Annotated in this window: 10 protein-coding genes; 2 read left to right on the forward strand and 8 right to left on the reverse strand. The window is 45.4% G+C overall.

The window, feature by feature from the left end:
* The first annotated feature begins 26 nt into the window (after positions 1-26).
* Positions 27-2,435 (forward strand): GH36-type glycosyl hydrolase domain-containing protein, encoded by a 2,409-nt coding sequence (locus R7040_RS13820; RefSeq protein ID WP_193838121.1) that lies wholly within the window; start codon positions 27-29, stop codon positions 2,433-2,435.
* A gap of 125 nt (positions 2,436-2,560) precedes the next feature.
* Positions 2,561-3,973 (forward strand): phosphoglucomutase/phosphomannomutase family protein, encoded by a 1,413-nt coding sequence (locus R7040_RS13825; RefSeq protein WP_005380053.1) that lies wholly within the window; start codon positions 2,561-2,563, stop codon positions 3,971-3,973.
* A 157-nt stretch (positions 3,974-4,130) separates the two neighbouring features.
* Here R7040_RS13825 and R7040_RS13830 read toward each other — a convergent pair whose 3' ends face one another.
* The 8 genes from R7040_RS13830 to R7040_RS13865 all read right to left on the reverse strand — a co-directional run bounded on the left by R7040_RS13830 (position 4,131) and on the right by R7040_RS13865 (position 15,501).
* Positions 4,131-5,162 carry an ABC transporter ATP-binding protein gene (locus tag R7040_RS13830; protein ID WP_005380055.1) on the reverse strand — a complete coding sequence of 344 codons (1,032 nt, stop codon included), beginning with the start codon at positions 5,160-5,162 and terminating at the stop codon, positions 4,131-4,133.
* Positions 5,162-6,787 (reverse strand): ABC transporter permease, encoded by a 1,626-nt coding sequence (locus R7040_RS13835; RefSeq protein ID WP_025768193.1) that lies wholly within the window; start codon positions 6,785-6,787, stop codon positions 5,162-5,164. The genes R7040_RS13830 and R7040_RS13835 overlap by 1 nt, the downstream gene beginning before the upstream one ends.
* Positions 6,788-6,886: 99 nt before the next feature.
* Complete coding sequence (locus R7040_RS13840) at positions 6,887-7,900, reverse strand: Fe(3+) ABC transporter substrate-binding protein (RefSeq protein WP_005386566.1); 1,014 nt, start codon at positions 7,898-7,900, stop codon at positions 6,887-6,889.
* A gap of 152 nt (positions 7,901-8,052) precedes the next feature.
* Positions 8,053-9,282, reverse strand: a complete 1,230-nt coding sequence (locus R7040_RS13845) for an ammonium transporter (RefSeq protein WP_005386568.1) — start codon at positions 9,280-9,282, stop codon at positions 8,053-8,055.
* Between the two features lie 27 nt (positions 9,283-9,309).
* Positions 9,310-9,648: a P-II family nitrogen regulator gene (locus R7040_RS13850; RefSeq protein WP_005386570.1), complete on the reverse strand. Its 339-nt coding sequence runs from the start codon at positions 9,646-9,648 to the stop codon at positions 9,310-9,312.
* A 188-nt stretch (positions 9,649-9,836) separates the two neighbouring features.
* Entirely contained in the window at positions 9,837-10,205 is a 369-nt protein-coding gene (locus R7040_RS13855) for a YacL family protein (RefSeq protein WP_064368753.1), read from the reverse strand.
* Between the two features lie 99 nt (positions 10,206-10,304).
* A complete protein-coding gene (gene acnB, locus R7040_RS13860) occupies positions 10,305-12,902 on the reverse strand; it encodes a bifunctional aconitate hydratase 2/2-methylisocitrate dehydratase (protein WP_318081475.1) in 2,598 nt (865 codons plus the stop codon).
* Positions 12,903-13,170: 268 nt separating this feature from the next.
* Entirely contained in the window at positions 13,171-15,501 is a 2,331-nt protein-coding gene (locus tag R7040_RS13865; protein ID WP_033905586.1) for a patatin-like phospholipase family protein, read from the reverse strand.
* Positions 15,502-15,580: the final 79 nt, after the last annotated feature.

Here is a 15,580-nt window from a genome sequence, read left to right on the forward strand (position 1 = left end):
CAGCTTCGTAAAAAGGAAAGACACAAATGAAATACGGCTATTTCGATAACGAGAATCGCGAATACGTCATCACTCGCCCTGACGTACCAGCACCATGGACCAACTACCTAGGTACTGAGAAGTTCTGTACGGTTATCTCGCACAACGCGGGTGGCTACTCGTTCTACAACTCTCCAGAATACAACCGTGTTACTAAATTCCGTCCAAATGCGACATTCGATCGCCCAGGACACTACGTTTACTTGCGTGATGATGAGACAGGTGATTACTGGTCAATCTCTTGGCAACCAGTTGCGAAGAGCCTAGACGAAGCAAACTACGAAGTTCGTCACGGCTTGTCTTACTCTAAGTTCAAATGTGAATACAGCGGTATTACCGCAACAAAAACTCTGTTCGTGCCAAAAGGCGAAGACGCTGAAATCTGGGATGTAGTGATTAAAAACACCTCTGACAAACCACGTACGATCAGTGCATTCTCATTTGTTGAGTTCTCATTCAGCCACATTCAATCTGATAACCAAAACCATCAGATGTCTCTGTACTCGGCAGGTACGGCTTACAACGAAGGCGTGATAGAGTACGACCTGTACTACAACACCAACGATTTCGAAGGCTTCTACTACCTAGCTTCAACATTTGCCCCAGATTCATACGACGGCCAACGTGACAGCTTCCTAGGCCTATACCGTGACGAAGCAAACCCGTTAGCGGTAGAACAAGGTAAGTGTTTCAATACAGCGCAAACTTGTTACAACCACTGTGGCTCTTTGCATAAGCAATTTACTATTCAGCCGGGTGAAGAAGTTCGCTTTGCTTACATTCTCGGTATCGGTAAAGGCAACGGAGAGCGTCTGCGTGCTAAGTACCAAGACCTTGCAGAAGTCGACAACGCATTTGCGGGTATCAAAGCACACTGGGATGAGCGTTGTGGCAAGTTCCAAGTGAAATCACCAAACGAAGGTCTAGATACCATGATCAACGCTTGGACGTTATACCAAGCGGAAACGTGTGTGGTGTGGTCTCGCTTTGCTTCATTCATCGAGGTGGGAGGCCGTACTGGTCTTGGTTACCGCGATACAGCGCAAGATGCAATCTCAGTTCCTCACGCTAACCCAGCAATGACGCGCAAACGTATCGTTGACCTACTGCGTGGCCAAGTAAAAGCGGGCTACGGTCTACACCTATTCGATCCAGATTGGTTTGATCCAGAAAAAGCTGATGTTAAACCATCGAAGTCTCCAACCGTAGTTCCAACACCTTCTGATGAAGACAAAATTCACGGCATCGAAGACACTTGTTCCGATGACCATCTATGGCTAGTTCCAACCATCTGTAAGTACGTGATGGAAACCGGTGAGCACAGCTTCTTCGACGAAGTGATCCCTTACGCCGACGGTGGCGATGCAACGGTTTATGACCACATGAAAGCCGCGCTAGACTTCTCGGCTGAATACGTAGGTCAAACCGGTATCTGTAAAGGTCTGCGTGCAGACTGGAACGACTGTCTGAACCTAGGTGGCGGCGAATCGTCAATGGTGTCGTTCCTACATTTCTGGGCACTGCAGGAGTTCATCGACCTAGCGAAATACCTAGGTAAACAAGCCGACGTTGAAAAATACACGGTGATGGCAGCAAACGTTCGTGAAGCGTGTGAAACCCACCTTTGGGATGACGAAGGCGGTTGGTACATCCGTGGTCTGACGAAGAATGGCGACAAGATCGGTACTGCGCAACAAGCGGAAGGCCGAGTACACCTAGAGTCAAACACACTTGCGGTACTTTCTGGTGCGGTATCTCAAGAGCGCGGCGAAAAAGCGATGGACGCTGTCGATGAGAACCTGTTCTCTGAATACGGCCTTCACCTAAACTCACCATCTTTTGCAACACCGAATGATGATATCGGCTTCGTAACTCGTGTTTACCAAGGCGTAAAAGAGAACGGTGCGATATTCTCGCATCCAAACCCATGGGCTTGGGTAGCTGAAGCGAAACTGGGTCGTGGTGATCGTGCAATGAAGTTCTACGATGCGCTAAACCCATACAACCAGAACGACATCATCGAAAAACGTATTGCAGAACCATACTCATACGTTCAGTTCATCATGGGTCGTGACCACCAAGACCACGGTCGTGCAAACCACCCATGGTTAACAGGTACGTCAGGCTGGGCTTACTTCGCTGTTACCAACTTTATTCTTGGTGTGCGTACAGGCTTCGATGGCCTAACTATCGATCCATGTATCCCAACGAACTGGCCTGGTTTCGAAGTGACTCGCCAATGGCTAGGAGCAACGTACAACATCAAAGTCGTTAACCCAGACTCAGTAAGCAAAGGCGTTAAGTCGATTACCGTGAACGGTGAAGCTGTAAATGGTGCATCTGTACCAGTTCAAGCGGAAGGTTCAGTAAACGAAGTTATCGTTACTCTAGGTTAATCATCTTTTGGGGGAGTCCTTCTCCCCTTTTGATTTATCCGGTGCATTTATGTTTTACAAGTGCATCGGTTCGCTAGCAAAGATTTAAGACGCGGTGGGATGCCGCTCTTATCGAGGATCGAATCATGATCAAATTTGGTACAGGCGGTTGGCGTGCATTTATTGGTGAGGAGTTCACCAAAGATAACGTACGCTTGGTTGCCCAAGCAGTTGCAAACATCACGAATAACGAATCGGTTGCTGATCGCGGTTTTGTGATTGGCTATGACCGTCGTTTTCTTTCCGATAAAGCAGGTCGTTGGTTCGCTGAAGTTCTAGCAGCAAACGGCATTATGGTTAGCTTTATCGACAAATTTGTCCCAACACCTATCGTAATGTTTAAAGCGAAAGAAATGGGCTGCGCATACTCGGCATGTATTACCGCATCACACAACCCTGCCGATTACAACGGCATTAAAGTCTTCATTGAAGGTGGTCGTGACGCAGATGAAATCATCACCCAAAAAATCGAATCACAAATAGACGCGCTCACTGCGCAAGATGTAAAAAGCGTCGACTTTGAACAAGCGGTTGAAGATAAGCTGATTGAAATCATCAATCCGATGAACGAATTCGTTGACTCAATCATCGACTTTATCGACATCGGAGCGATCAAGAAGGCGAATTTACGTGTTTTGATCGACCCAATGTTTGGTGTCGCGAAAAACGCACTGCAAACCGTATTAATCAACGGCCGCTGTGACGTTGATGTGATTAACGATGGCAAAAACCCAGACTTCGGTGGGTTAATGCCTTCGCCAAGCGCTGCAACACTCTACCGTTTGATGCACCTAGTGAAAGAGCAAGGTTACGATATTGGCATCGGTACTGATGGCGATGCGGACCGTCTTGGTATTATCGACGAAAAAGGTAACTTCATTCATCCAAATGAAGTGCTACTGCTGCTTTACTACTACCTACTTGAATACAAAGGCTGGAAAGGCTCCGTGGTACGTAACATCGCAACCACCCACCTTCTCGATAAAGTCGCCGAAGATCATGGCGAGAAATGCTTTGAGGTTCCTGTAGGCTTTAAGCACATCAGCTCCCAAATGGAAGCGGATGACTCACTGATTGGCGGGGAAAGCTCTGGTGGCCTAACCATTCGCGGCCACATCAAAGGTAAAGACGGCGTATTCGCATCAAGCCTATTGGTAGAAATGATTTCAGTAACCGGCAAGAAGCTGTCTGAGTTGCTGGATGAAATCTACGGCAAGTACGGCTATGCCTACATGGCAGAAGGCGATTGCAAGTTCAAACCAGCGCAAAAAGACGTACTGTTCAACAAGATTTATGTTGAAAAGCAGTTGCCTGAGTTTGAGTTTGAAATCGAAAAAGTCAGCTATGAAGATGGTGCGAAAGTCTACTTCAAGAACGGCGGTTGGATCATCGCTCGCTTCTCTGGCACTGAGCCACTGCTACGAATTTTTGCAGAGATGCAAGATAAGGACACTGCGGAACGTGTTCTTCAACAGTTTAAAGACTTCTTGTCTTTATAACTGAACCTTGTGCCCGCTTCGAGCACTATGATGAGAGTCAACGCTGTCTGAAAAGGCGCTCATCAACAGGAGAAGAGCACTTGCCCGGCTCCACAGCCGGGCTTTTTTATTGTATGTTGGGAAGTCGTAAACGAGATAGAAAAGATACTCAGGAGCGTTAAGCAAATGCCAGGACGCCTTGCGTTTCAATTTTCACCGCGACGGACTCACCTATATTTAATGCTTGCGAAGCTGTAGCTAACAAACGGTCACCATTCGCGTTAATCACATAACGGCAGTGATCACCCATAAAATGCTGTTCCAATACGGTTACCGAACTATCTTCATCGGATTGAATTTGCACATGCTGCGGTCTTAGCAGTAAAGAGCACTCCGCCTGTACTGGAATATCTTGTTGAGCCGTGGCTTCAACCACGCCCAAGTGGGTTTCATATTCTGAATTCGAAACCCGTTTAGCAGCAAGGTAACTGCCACCACCTAAGAAATCAGCGACAAATTTACTTGAAGGCTGGTAGTAAAGCTCAGATGCTGTGCCATATTGCTCGATGACTCCATTGTTCATCACTGCCATTTTATCGGCGAAAGCAAAAGCCTCTTCACGGCTATGCGTAACAAAAATGGCAGTCACACCTTGGGCCTTAAAAATCTTACGGATCTCACTTATCAACTCATGGCGAACTTGCGTATCAATATTAGAAAACGGTTCATCAAGTAACAATAAGTCTGGGCTGTAAGCTAATGAGCGAGCAATCGCAACACGCTGCTGCTGTCCACCAGACAATTGATGAGGATAACGATCGCCATAACCTTGAAGATGCACGAGTTCTAACATCTCTTGAACTTTGGCATTTTTCTCTTTTGTCGAGCACTGCTTTAAGCCAAAGGCAATGTTTTGCTCCACCGTCAAGTGAGGAAAAAGTGCGTAATCTTGGAAAATCATCCCGATATTACGCTGTTCTGGCGGCAACCAGTTTTCCCCATCATCAATTGTGACGCAATTTAGACTCATTTCGCCTGACGTTAACGGCAATAATCCCGCAACGGCCTTTAATAGTGTTGTTTTCCCACAGCCACTGGCTCCTAGCAAACAGACAATCTGCCCTTGTTCTACCTCAAGAGACAATGATTCGAGTACAGTTTGATCGTCATATTGGCACGTTAGGTTTTTAATTGATAATGCACAGCTCATCAGTGATTTTGCTCCAGTGAACGGTTAACAACAACAAGCGGGATCAACCCAACAAGAACCAACAGAACCGCTGGCAAAGCGGCCAATTCTAAATGCTCATCCGAGGCGAAGTTATAAACGTATGTGGCTAGTGTTTCAAAGTTAAACGGACGAAGTAACAAAGCCGCATTAAGCTCTTTCATCGACTCGATAAACACTAATAAAGCCGCAATCAGTGCACCGCGCTTAACCAGCGGAAAGTGCACGCGCCACAGCATGGCATTGGGCTTACAACCCATAGTGCGCGATGCCATATCTAACGACGGAGAAATTTTATTTAAATTACTTTCGATACTACCAATCGCTACCGCGGAAAAGCGCACAACCATGGCAAATACTAGTGCGAACATGGAACCAGAAAAGATAAGTCCCGGCCTTCCCCACTCCATGGCTTTAGCAACATCGTTGACACGATGATCCATAAACAGCACAGCGACCATCACACCGATGGCTAGTACCGTTCCTGGTACTGCATAGCCCATAGAAGAAAGACGCATAAATGCCAAGCTTTCTCGTTTACCACTGACTCGATGGGTAAAGTTAACGATCAGTGCGACAGCAACACCAATAATCGCAGCAATAACAGACACAACTAAGCTATTCCATGCGTATTCACGAAACTCTGAGGTCCAACTCTGCGCAAAATAAGTGATCGCATAATCAATCAGCTGTAGTAGCGGCAAAATAAAAGCGACTGAAACCAAGCCCCAACACCAAACCAGTGCGGTCCACTTTTTCCAGCCCGTCAACTCGTAACGAAAATCTTCGTGACTGTTAAATTGGCTTTGAAAAAGCTTTTGTTTACGGCGGCTGTATCGTTCGGCACTAAGAAGCAGTACTACAATGACGAGCATCATGGCAGAAATCTTGGCTGCCGCATTAAGATTAGAGTACCCCAACCAAGTATCGTAGACCGCTGTGGTTAACGTATTCACCGCGAAGTAACTTACCGTACCAAAGTCACCGATGGTCTCCATTGCGACCAATGATAAACCTACTGCGATAGAGGGTCTTACTAACGGCATCGAGATGCGCCAAAAGCTTTCCCATGGAGAGCACTTGAGCAAACGCGCGCTTTGCAATAAAGATACATTTTGCTCCATAAACGCAGCCCGGCACAATAAATACACGTAAGGATACAACACCAAAGCCAACACAAAGGTCGCACCAGGCAACGTACGAATGTCAGGGAACCAATACTCGCCAGGTCCCCATCCGGTTACATCACGCAAAAAGATCTGAATCGGGCCTGCAAAATCAAACCAATCAGTAAAAATATAACCAATGATATAACCTGGCATTGCAAGAGGTAGCACCAATGCCCACTGCAACCATTTTTCGGTCGGCAGTTTACACATGGCCATTATCCAAGCGCTTGGAATACCAAGAATTAAGGACAGCACCATTACGCCAACAGTTAGCGCAACCGTGTTAAAAATATAAGTCGGCATGACCGTTGCCATTAAATGAGCAAACAAATCATCCGTTTCACCAATTGCGGTGTAGAAGATCGCTAAGATCGGCAAAACCAGTAGCAGAGTTATTACCCCACTACTGGTTTTCCATAAAGAGTGTTTATCTTTCATCGCCTAATTACTGCAAGGCTGTATGAAATACAAATGCTGTTGCAAATACATCTCATATCCTTTAATCAAATGGGGGTACTGTTATACCCCCACAAGGAATTAAAGGTCAAATTTCACTTCATCTAATAGCTTAATTGCCGCTTCGTGGTTGGCTGCAATATCGTCTAGAGAAAGCTTGTCTGCTTTAAAGTCACCCCAAGATTCCACAAGCTCAGAACGCTTCACGCCTTCTTTAACTGGGTACTCGTAGTTAACTTCTGCGTACATTTGCTGCGCTTTGTCACCCGTTAGGAATTCCATTAGCTTCACAGCATTGTCTTTGTTTGGAGAGTACTTAGCCATCGCCATACCAGAGATATTCACGTGAGTGCCTGTAGTCTCTTGGTTAGGGAAGTTGATGTAAACTGCATCAGCCCAAGCTTTTTGCTCTTTGTCGTTAACCATTTTACCTAGGTAGTAGCTGTTACCCAGAGAAACATCACATAGGCCTTCTTTGATCGCTTTAACTTGTGCACGATCGTTGCCTTGTGGTTTGCGAGCAAGGTTTGCTTTCACACCTTCCAACCACTCTTTGGTTTCTGCTTCGCCATTGTGAGCAATCATTGCTGAAACTAGAGAAACGTTGTACGGGTGCTTACCGCTACGAGTACAAATTTTACCTTTGAACTCTGGCTTAGCTAAGTCTGCGTAGTTGAAATCTGCGCCTAGTTTACCTACGCGATCACGTGATGAATAAACGCTACGAGAACGTAGAGTTAGAGCAAACCACTCATTCTCTTTATCTTGGTATTGAGCAGGTACGTTTTCTTCAATGATTTTGCTATCGACTTTCTGAACTAAACCTTTGTTTGTCAGTTCAGCTAGACGGCTGATGTCTGTCGTAAGAATAACGTCAGCAGGGCTGTACTCACCTTCTTGAGCTAGCTTTTCTGCTAAGCCTTTTTTAGCAAATTTTACGTTTACTTTGATGCCAGTTTCTTTAGTGAACTCATTGAACATAGGTTCAACTAGGAAAGGTTGACGGTAAGAGTAGACGTTCACTTCTTCAGCAGCCATTGCTGTTGGAGCTAGAGTAGCGCAAGTTAGTGCTGAAAGAGTTAGCAGTTTTTTCATTGTTTAATCCTTTACCATGCTAATGATAACGTTTATCAGTTGCGTTATTATATGTATGTTCAATAAGAAGACAATGACGAATATTAAAAAACCTGCTCATCGGAGCAGGTTTTATTGTGTTAAGTGTGTAACCATTTATTACAAGCTAATGATTATTTCACCGTAACAAACTCTGGGTAAGCACCAACACCACAATCATGCATGTCCATACCTTCCATTTCTTCATCTTCTGTAACGCGAATCCCAACGGTTGCTTTCAAGATTGCCCACACAACTAGGCTGGCACCAAATACCCAAGCAAAGATAACTACGGCACCTAAAAGCTGTGCACCAAACGTTGCATCACCGTTGCTCAGTGGCACTACCATTAGGCCGAAGAAACCACACACACCGTGAACTGAGATAGCACCTACTGGATCGTCAATTTTAAGTTTATCTAGAGCAATGATACTGAATACAACTAGTGCACCCGACACTGCACCAATCGCAACCGCGTACAGTGGTGATGGCGATAGAGGGTCTGCAGTGATGGCAACCAAGCCAGCTAGCGCGCCATTGAGAATCATCGTTAAATCGGCTTTACCCCAAGTAGTTTTACAAACGAATAGCGCCGCAATTGCACCGGCAGCCGCTGCTGCGTTAGTGTTTAGAAAGATCTGACCAACCGCTGTAGCATTCTCAAAATCTGAAACCATCAACTGAGAGCCACCGTTAAATCCAAACCAGCCAAACCAAAGGATAAAAGTACCCAACGTTGCCAAAGGCATGTTAGAACCTGGAATCGGATAAATTTCACCATTTTTACCGTACTTACCCTTACGCGCGCCAAGCAGTAACACACCAGCTAGAGCAGCAGAAGCACCTGCCATATGTACGATACCAGAACCCGCAAAGTCACTAAATCCAGCTTCTGCTAGGAAGCCTCCACCCCATGTCCAGTAACCTTCCATTGGATAGATAAACGCAGTTAAAATCGCAGAGAAAATCAAGAAAGACCAAAGCTTCATGCGCTCAGCTACCGCACCAGAAACGACGGACATGGCAGTTGCAACGAAGACAACTTGGAAGAAGAAGTCAGACTCTAAAGAGTGGTCGGCCCCTTCACCTTGAGTACCAATTAGCGTACCAAATGAAGGTAACCAGCCTCCTTCTCCATTATCGACATACATGATGTTATAACCGACGATCAGAAACATCGTACATGCGATGGCGTACAAACAGATGTTCTTCGTAAGAATTTCTGTTGTGTTTTTAGAGCGCACAAGGCCAGCCTCTAGCATCGCAAAGCCTGCTGCCATCCACATTACCAACGCACCGGAAATGAGGAAGAAAAAGGTGTCAAGTGCGTAACGTAACTCGGTTACTGTTGTTGTTAATTCCATAATAAGTATCTCCAATCCTTTGAATTCTTAAAGTGCTTCTGCGTCCATTTCGCCAGTTCGGATACGCACCGCTTGGTTCAGATCGTAAACAAAAATTTTACCGTCGCCGATTTTTCCGGTTTGCGCAGCTTTTGTAATTGCTTCAACAACACGATCTACATTGTCTGCGTGAGTCGCGATTTCAATTTTCACCTTTGGTAGGAAATCAACTTGATACTCTGCACCGCGGTACAATTCCGTATGACCTTTTTGACGACCGAACCCTTTAACTTCTGATACTGTCATCCCTTCGATACCGACATCAGCCAATGCTTCTCGTACATCGTCTAATTTAAACGGCTTAATAATGGCATTGATTATTTTCATTGAGTTATCTCCGAAGCTTTCATCCTGAAACACTTCTTATAATCCAATCTACGTGCCAAGTTTTTAAGTCATTGAATAATAAAAGCTAACCTCAATTTACATATCTATAAACAAAAAGAGCGCACCATATCGGTGCGCCCTTTTCACAAATTTAAAGCAACGGCAGAGAAGTTACCCAAAACTGTGCATTAAATGTTCAAAAAGTCTTTCCATTGTTCGATAAGTGTCATGAAATCCTCTATCCCACAACTTGCTGTACTTTCTGCATTGTAGAAGTCGAACTCACTTTCCATCTCGACATCATATTCATGGGCTAATGCGTTTTCTTGTACAAGAACTTCGTCGCCCTGAATCATCAAGCTAATTTCCGTGCCTGTTAGGTTATGCTCCTGAGAAGGCGCTAAAAATGACTGCTCAATTAGCTTTTCAACTTGTGCAATCTTCATCGGATCTTTGCCAATTTCTTCTTGCAACCAGCGCCCTACAATCTCATGTCCCATGCTACATTTTACGTAGTACTCGCCCATCAACGTGTTACGAATGAATTCAAATTCCACCGAGATTGCCTATTTCGTATCAATTTGGTGCGAGTATAGCGAATTGCTCCCATAAAAAAAGCACCTCATGTGAGGTGCTTTTGAATTGTGCATTTCTGATTATGCCGGCTCTTGGAAGATCACTTCGTCCGCTTTCTTGGTGTATTGATCCATTTTATGGAAGTTCAAGTAGCGGTACGTATCCGTTGCCGTAGCGTCGATTTGCTTCGCGTATTCTAGGTATTCTTCTTTGGTTGGAATCTTACCTAGAATTGCACCTACTGCAGCTAGCTCAGCTGACGACAGGTAAACATTCGCACCAGTACCCAGACGGTTCGGGAAGTTACGCGTTGAAGTCGACATTACTGTTGATTTATCTGCAACACGCGCTTGGTTACCCATACAAAGTGAACACCCTGGCGTTTCAATACGAACCCCTGCACGTCCGAAGATACCGTAGTAGCCTTCTTCAATCAGTTGGTCTTTATCCATCTTTGTTGGTGGCGCTACCCAAAGGCGCGTTGCTAACTGGCCATTGAACTTATCAAGCAATTTACCTGCTGCGCGGAAGTGACCGATGTTCGTCATACAAGAACCGATGAACACTTCATCAATCGCTGTGCCTTGTACTTCAGACAACAAACGAGCGTCATCTGGGTCATTCGGTGCACATAGTACTGGCTCATTGATTTCAGACATATCGATTTCAATCACATGTGCGTATTCAGCGTCTTTATCTGCTTGCATCAGCTCAGGGTTTGCTAGCCACTCTTGCATTGCTGTAATGCGGCGCTCGATAGTACGGCGATCACCGTAGCCTTCAGAGATCATCCACTTCAGCATCACGATGTTAGAGTTTAAGTACTCTTCGATCGACTCTTGAGACAATTTCACAGTACAACCTGCCGCCGAACGCTCTGCAGATGCATCAGAAAGCTCAAATGCTTGCTCAACCGTTAGCGTTTCTAAGCCTTCAATCTCAAGGATACGGCCAGAAAATTCGTTGATCTTGCCCGCTTTCTCTACCGTTAGTAGACCTTGCTGAATCGCGTAGTAAGGGATGGCATGAACAAGATCACGCAGTGTAATACCCGGTTGCATTTCACCTTTAAAACGAACCAAGATTGACTCTGGCATGTCTAGCGGCATAACGCCTGTCGCAGCTGCAAAGGCAACCAAGCCCGAGCCTGCTGGGAATGAAATACCCAGAGGGAAACGAGTATGTGAGTCACCACCCGTACCGACAGTATCCGGTAGTAGCATACGGTTTAGCCATGAGTGGATAATACCGTCACCAGGACGAAGAGATACACCACCGCGGTTCATAATAAAGTCCGGAAGTGTATGGTGAGTGTTAACGTCTACTGGTTTTGGATAAGCCGATGTGTGACAGAAAGACTGCATGACAAGATCAGCAGAGAAGCCGAGACACGCCAAGTCTTTAAGTTCATCACGAGTCATAGGGCCTGTAGTATCTTGCGAGCCTACTGTCGTCATCTTCGGCTCACAGTAGGTTCCAGGACGGATGCCTTCTACGCCACATGCTTTACCAACCATTTTCTGTGCAAGCGTGTAACCCTTGCCAGAATCTGCGATTTCACCAGGTTTGCGGAATACGTCCGAAGGCTCAAGACCTAGCGATTGACGCGCTTTGTCTGTCAAACCACGACCGATGATCAATGGGATACGACCACCAGCACGAACTTCATCAATCAGTACTTCTGTTTTTAGCGAGAATTCAGCTAGAACCTCACCAGTTTCGTGGTTGCAAACTTTACCTTCATATGGGTAAACATCGATAACATCGCCCATGTTGAGCTTAGTTACGTCAACTTCGATTGGTAGTGCGCCAGCATCTTCCATTGTGTTAAAGAAGATAGGGGCAATTTTGCCACCAAGCACATACCCACCAGCTCGTTTGTTTGGAACGTAAGGGATATCATCACCCATAAACCAAAGCACTGAGTTGGTTGCAGATTTACGTGAAGAGCCAGTACCAACAACATCACCAACGTAAACCAATTGATGACCTTTGTCTTTTAACTCTTCAATTTGCTTGATCGGGCCAATAGTACCCGGTTGATCAGGGTTTATTCCTTCACGCTCGTTTTTAAGCATCGCCAGTGCGTGTACTGGGATATCAGGACGAGACCAAGCGTCAGGTGCAGGTGAAAGGTCATCCGTGTTCGTTTCACCTGTTACTTTAAATACGGTTAGAGTGACTTTTTCTTCAAGCTTAGGCTTAGAAAGGAACCACTCAGCATCAGCCCATGATTGAAGTACTTTCTGTGCATGCGCATTGCCTGCTTTTGCTTTCTCTTCTACGTCATAGAAAGCATCAAACATTAGCAGCGTATGAGACAGCGCTTTTACTGCGATCTCTGCCAGTGCTTCATCATCCAATAGCTCAACTAGCGGTTCGATGTTGTAACCACCTTGCATAGTGCCTAGCAGTTCAGCCGCTTTTTCACGACTCACTAATGGTGATTTAACTTCACCTTTTGCTACTGCTGTTAGGAAACCCGCTTTTACATAAGCAGCTTCATCAACACCTGGAGGGATACGGTTTTCAAGTAGGTCAAGAATGACTTCTTCTTCACCTTGTGGGGGATTTTTCAGAAGTTCTACAAGTCCAGCAACTTGTTCTGCGTCTAGCGGTTTAGGAACAACTCCTTCAGCAGCACGCTCTTCGACGTGTTTACGGTAGGCTTCAAGCACGACTTTTTCCTCTCATTGCGGTTCCTCCTCTATTATTACTATTGTTAAAGTAAAGGAGTGAACATCCTTGGAAACTTGGCTCTCCATTGCCCTTGTTTTCATTCAATTATGATTGAGAAACAGCGCCGTAGAGGCCAAACTGTGGGCAAAATAATAGCAAATTTAACCTTAAATTAAAATCTTATCATTTTGACCAACATAGCAACTTACGACTAAAGTTCTGCTAATTTTGACCAAATATGCCAAGTTTTTGCTTTCTCATACCCGATTAATTAAACGATGTTCCTACGATCAAATACACAGCATCCAAATCTTGCTCGGTACGACCGTATGCCAACATTATTGGTCCTATTGGTGAGTCAACACCAAAGAAGATGGAGCCAGCATTGTAAAGCGGCGCTTCGTTTAGTTTCAGATCATTATCAGACCAAACACCGCCATATTCGACCGATGCGCCCAGGTAGACTGGAGCTTCAAACAATCCGAAATCATTATCAAACCACTTATATCGGTACACCAAACTGCTGAAAAATAAGTTCTGTCCGATCAGGCTATTTCTTGGGATTCCAGATAGGCTTAAAAAGCCGCCCAACTCTCTGGGATCAAGCGGTAAAGATGAGTTTTTACTCTCTACAAAACTATATTCAGCATGTCCGACTAAAGTATGACGCTGATGACTCACTGCACCTTTAAATCGTGCAGAGATTTCATAAACGGTATCTTCAATAATTTTGTCAGTTTCTAAAAGGCTAACGCCTTGAGGACTTTGATCATGAGACACTAAATATTCGAGATCGACTAAAAGCCCACGAGTCGGAAATGCGAAATCATCGAGTGTATCTAGGCGATAATTGGCAAACAGGCCACGACGTTCAAAATCCAATTTACCAGCAGAAGCCAAAGTAGAAAGCTCAATATCTCCGGTTGAGTAGCGAGCGCCAAATCGAAGTTCTTGCCACAATGTGGGTTGGATACCTATCGCTAACTCTGTTGTAAAATCATCGTAAGTGACCGGAAAAAAGTCATTTACTGACTCTAAATCTGGTGCTTGAGGCTCTGTTAAAGGTAAGTTTCGGCTCTCACTGCCATAGGAAATACGCCCCGATACAAAAAGTTCTTGGCTAGATAAAACAGGGGAATACAACTCAGCTTCAATCAGCTTATCCGTGCCCATTTCTACGTTGAACGCCAACTCCGCGCCATGAGAGTTCAAGTTGGTAAAGTTGGTTGATATCCCTATGCCGTACTGGCTATCTGTATCGAAGTCATCTTCAAGAAAAAATCGGAAGTTGAGATAATTAGGCCCCCACGACTTCTCGTTAACATCAAAAACCAACAATGTCTCACCATCAACCTCTTCAAAGTGATAAGTGATGAGCTCGAACCGATCTAACGCGTAGAGGTTTTCAACGGCTTTCTCAATTTCGGCCGTTGAAATACGACGTCCGGTTTCTAATTCAATACGATTCGTCAACAACACATCGCTGTAGTGCGTGTTATTTACAATCACAATGTCATCAACCACACGCTGATCGCCATAAATCAAAGTTTTACGAACTTCTTGTTTGCGGTCGATGTATTTTTGATAGTCCGCGTTGGACAAGCGTAACTCTTTCAGCTTGTCTTTTAATTGCTTGGTAATATCGTACCCAGCTTGAAAAGCCCAAGGCATTTTGTCGAACTCGACGGTTTCCATGGTGCCCACATTGGGACGAATATAGATATCTTGAGGTTCAAGCTCGTCCACTTGCTGTTGTGTACTACGACGAACGAGATAGTTAGAGAGTTGGTCCGCGACAGTAAACAGCCCCGTAAATTCATCTTCGGTTTTGTAGTCGGTGCTAATATCGACGGCAATAACGACATCAGCCCCCATGGCGCGAGCCACATCGACAGGCATGTTATTGACGACGCCGCCATCGACAAGCATATGACCATTGAGCTTATAGGGAGGAAGTGCTCCTGGTACAGACATGCTAGCCATCATGGCATCCACAAGGTAACCATTACCCAGTACGACTTCTTCTAGGGCAAGAATATCAGTCGCAACAGAACGATAAGGAATGGCAAGCTCATCAAAAGAATCGAATCGCCCTAAGTTCCCTGTAGTCTCACGCAATACTCGCAACATGTTCTGGCCTTGCACCACACCCGTTGGTGCTCGTACCTCACCGAACCTTAAGCCGAGGTCGGTATTAATTTGATAGCGGTCTTCATACTCTTTGTCACGAACTCGACGTTGGCTACGGTCAACACGATCTCGATAACCGCTGCCCCAATCGACGGTGTAGATAAAACTCTCAATTTCATCAGCACTCATCCCCGTGGCATAGAGCCCACCCACATAGGCGCCCATACTGGTACCGGTCACAATATCGACAGGGATCTGCATTTCTTCCAATGCTTTTAAAACCCCAATGTGTGCCGCCCCTTTCGCTCCGCCACCAGCGAGCACAACCGCCACCTTTGGTCGAGGTTCCAAGTCATCCGTTTTTGTTAGAGAGTTTGCGAGGGAAACAGAAGGAGTGATCATCAAAAAGGTACTAACCCAAAGCGCAAAGTTGCGAACCGATGGGCTTGATAACAGCTTTTTGAACATTCACTTCTTCCTTTATTGAATATCTGATCAAGTAGGGCGTGCTAGCAGTACTGTACTAACACGCCCTAATATGTACTAA

The sequence above is a fragment of the Vibrio sp. 1069 genome, assembly GCF_033340555.1.